Source organism: Corallococcus exercitus, assembly GCF_003611585.1.
GTDB lineage: Bacteria > Myxococcota > Myxococcia > Myxococcales > Myxococcaceae > Corallococcus > Corallococcus exercitus.
This window is the reverse complement of the sequence record NZ_RAVW01000650.1, coordinates 1-3,452: the sequence shown is the minus strand read 5'-3', so window position 1 is coordinate 3,452 and position 3,452 is coordinate 1. Positions and strand designations below refer to the sequence as shown.

4 protein-coding genes are annotated in these 3,452 nt (G+C 69.3%); all 4 read right to left on the bottom strand.

The features are described from left to right. Positions 1–169: 169 nt before the first annotated feature. From D7W79_RS40280 to D7W79_RS40265, 4 genes are read right to left on the bottom strand one after another with little or no spacing between them, the layout of a single operon-like run. Positions 170–1,267: a quinone-dependent dihydroorotate dehydrogenase gene (locus D7W79_RS40280; protein WP_120530507.1), complete on the bottom strand. Its 1,098-nt coding sequence runs from the start codon at positions 1,265–1,267 to the stop codon at positions 170–172. A gap of 1 nt (position 1,268) precedes the next feature. Next, positions 1,269–2,261 carry an adenosine deaminase gene (gene add / locus D7W79_RS40275; protein ID WP_120530506.1) on the bottom strand — a complete coding sequence of 331 codons (993 nt, stop codon included), beginning with the start codon at positions 2,259–2,261 and terminating at the stop codon, positions 1,269–1,271. Between the two features lie 36 nt (positions 2,262–2,297). Next, a complete protein-coding gene (locus tag D7W79_RS40270; protein ID WP_120530505.1) occupies positions 2,298–3,002 on the bottom strand; it encodes a Smr/MutS family protein in 705 nt (234 codons plus the stop codon). A gap of 24 nt (positions 3,003–3,026) precedes the next feature. After that, complete coding sequence (locus D7W79_RS40265) at positions 3,027–3,392, bottom strand: DnaJ domain-containing protein (RefSeq protein ID WP_276375604.1); 366 nt, start codon at positions 3,390–3,392, stop codon at positions 3,027–3,029. Positions 3,393–3,452: the final 60 nt, after the last annotated feature.

The following is a 3,452-nucleotide window of genomic DNA, read 5'->3' as shown; positions in this document are numbered from 1 at the left end:
GCGCCGCACCCCATCACGCTTCCCGCCGCCGCCAAGACCCACCACCAAGACCGCGTCCGCATGTCCGCCTCCCTGCCCCCAGATGCGAGGAAGGTGCTGCGGGGAGGACATGCGTGAAGCTGCCCCGGAGGGCAGGGTCGTTGCTCGAAAGACGACGGAAGCCGGGGCGCTACACGGGAACGGCGGGCGTCCCCGTATGCGCATCCACACCAATCACGTCGCGCACGGACGCGAAGCCGTCACGGGCCAGCAGGGCGCCCAGCTCCGGGAGGATGCGGTCCACCATGCCCGGGCCCTCGTAGATGAAGCCCGTGTACACCTGCACCACGGTGGCGCCAGCGCGCAGCTTCTCGTAGACGTCCTGGGCGGTGAACACGCCGCCCACGCCGATGAGGGGTAGGGCGCCCCGACTGCGCTGGTAGGCGCGGCGGATGACGGCGTTGGCCAGCTCGCGCACGGGCGCTCCGGACAGGCCGCCGGCCTCCTTCGCGTGCGCGTGCTCGAAGGGGCGGGTGAGGGTGGTGTTGGTGGCGATGAGCCCGGACAGCCCGCGCTCCATCGCCACGTCGACCACCTCATCCACGGCCTCGGGCGTGAGGTCCGGGGCGATCTTCAGGAACAGCGGCGTGCCCGGGGCCACGGCCTCCATCCGCTCGCGCACCGCGAGCAGCAGCGCGGAGAGTGCCTCCGGCTCCTGGAGCTTGCGCAGGCCCGGCGTGTTGGGCGAGGACGCGTTGACGACGACGTAGTCCCCCAGCGGCGCGAGCGCGTCCACGCACGCCACGTAGTCGTCCACCGCGCGCTCCAGCGGCGTGTCCTTGTTCTTGCCGATGTTCACGCCCAGCGGGCCCGGCTTCCACGTCCGGCCCTTGAGGCGCTCCGCCGCGGTGGCCGCGCCGTGGTTGTTGAAGCCCATGCGGTTGATGACCGCGCGGTGCTCCGGCAGCCGGAACAGGCGCGGCTTCGGGTTGCCGGGCTGGGGCTTCGGCGTGACGGTGCCAATCTCCACCGCGGAGAAGCCGCAGGCGAACAGCCCGTCCACGGCCTCCGCGTCCTTGTCCAGCCCGGCGGCGAGCGCCACCGGGTGGGCGAACTTCAGCCCCGCCAGCTCCACGGACAGGTCCATGGGGGCCAGGCGCAGCGTGTGCTCGCGCATGGCGCGGCAGCGGGCGGGCCACTTCCCCAGGGCCGCGAGCCCGGACATGCCCAGCCGGTGCGCGGGCTCCGGGGGCAGGGTGAAGAGCAGTGCGCGAGTGAAGCCGTACATGTCAGGCCGGGATGAAGGACGCCTCGCGCGCCCACGCGAGCGCCTGGTCCACCTGCTCGGAGGTGAGCAGGCCGTTGGACTCGACGATTTCAATCTCCCGCCGCATGTCCGTCTCCAGCAGGTAGGGGCCGTCCGTGTTGATGGTGAACTTCACCTTGCGGTCCCAGAAGGTCCGCATGATGTGCTCCAGCTCCTTCAGGTCCGCCACCGCCTTGGTGTGGATGTTGGACGTGGGGCACAGCTCCAGCGTGATGTTGTTCTCACGCAGGACCTTCATCGCGGACTCGTCGTACGCGGCGCGGATGCCGTGGCCGATGCGGTTGGGCTTGAGCTTCTCCACCGCCGCCATCAGGCCTTCCGCGCCCGTGCCGGCCGTCTCACCGGTGTGCACGGTGCACTTGAGGCCGCCCTTGCGCGCGCGGGCGTAGAGGTCCTCGTACTGCGCCAGCGAGGGCTTGTGCTCCATCGCGTCGCGCTCCGTGCCGGCCAGGTCGATGCCGTACACGCCGCGCGAGCGGTACTTGATGGCCTTCTCCACGATGATGCTGTTGAGCTTGTGGTCGAACTCGCGGGCCAGGCAGAAGATGAAGCCCACCTTCACGCCGTACTCCAGCACCGCGCGGTCCATGCCCCGCAGCGCCGCGTGGATGATGTGGTCCAGGTCCAGCTCGCTGGAGAGGTTGCGCTTCATCGGGTTGAAGCGCAGTTCAATCTGCGTGACGCGGCTGCCCCGGTACTCCTTGCCAATCACCTCGTAGACGGAGCGCTCGATGGCGCTGGGAGAGGATTGGATCTTCTCCGTCCAGGTGTGGAGGATCTTCAGGTAGTCGTCGAGGCTGCCCACCTTGCCCGGACGGGAGGTGATGAGCTCGACGAAGTCGAAGTAGTTCTTGACGGGGAGCTTGAAGCCCTGCTGGTGGGCAATGGACCACAGGATGTGCGGGGCCACCGCGCCACCCACGTGGATATGGAGGTCAATGAGGTCGCGAACCATGGCGGCATGTATGCACAGCCACGGGCACGCGTAAAGCTATCGGCGCAGCAGCACGTAGACCGCGCCAGTCCCGCCGTCCTGCGGGCGTGCGGTGGAGAACGCCAGCACCATCCGCTCCAGCCGCTTCTGCGACAGCAGGTCCTTCACCGCGTCCTTGAGCACCGGGATCTGGTCCTTGGAATTCAAACCGCGCCCGTGGACGATGAGCACGCAGCGGCGCTTCGCCCGGCGGCTGTCGGACAGGAAGCGCTCCACGGCGGCCTGGGCCTCCTTCTGCGTCTTGCCGTGAAGGTCCAGCCGGTCCTGGACGGAGAAGTCGCCCCGGCGCAGGGAACGCAGCAGGTTGGGGTCGGTGCCGGGGGAGGAACCCTCGAAGGACTCGTCGGAACCGGTGAAGGACAGGGGCCCGTCCACCGCGACCAGGTCGGACAGCTGCGCCAGCGCCTCCGCGTTCTCGTCGATGATCTCCGGCAGGCGCGGGTTCGTCTTGGGGGCCTCGCCCCGGTTGGTGATCTGCTGCACGCCGTCCATGGCGGAGAAGAAGAGGCCCACGTCGTCGTCTTCCGGGCGGGCCTTGGGGGCCTTCGTGGGCTTCTGCACGGCGGCCTTCTTCTTCGAGGCCTCCGCAGCGGCGGCCGCAGCCTTCTCCTGCTTCTCCTGGTCCTGGAGCGTCTTGATGGCGGACTTGAACGGGTTGTTCTGGAACTCCGCTTCCTTCTTCTTCGGGGGACGCTGGCTCATGGGATTCCTGTCTTCTAACCCGGGCTACAGGCCGCGCAGCCGCCGGATTTCCTCGTAGGCGTCGCGGACGGCCTGGAACTGACGGGCGGCCCGCTCGGCGGCCCGGGGGCCCAGGTGGCTGGCCTTGTCCGGGTGGTGCTGGGCGGCGAGCTTCCGGTAGGCGCTCTTCACCTCCGCGTCGGTGGCGTCCGGCGGGAGGCCCAGGGTCTCGTAGTGGGCGGTGGCGTCGCCCAGGTGCTGTTCGGCCAGGGCCTGGGCCTTGGCGTCCGGGACGTCCAGGCCCTCGGCCACGCGCTTCAGGGCCTCGCGTTCGGAGCGCTGGAGGGGGCCGTCCGCGAGCGCCATCTCATAGAGCGCGTCCAGCAGGCGGAGCCGTTCGCCTGAAGGCAGGGAGTCCAGGCAGGAGGCTGTCGCTTATACACATCTCCGAGCCCACGAGACATGCGCCGA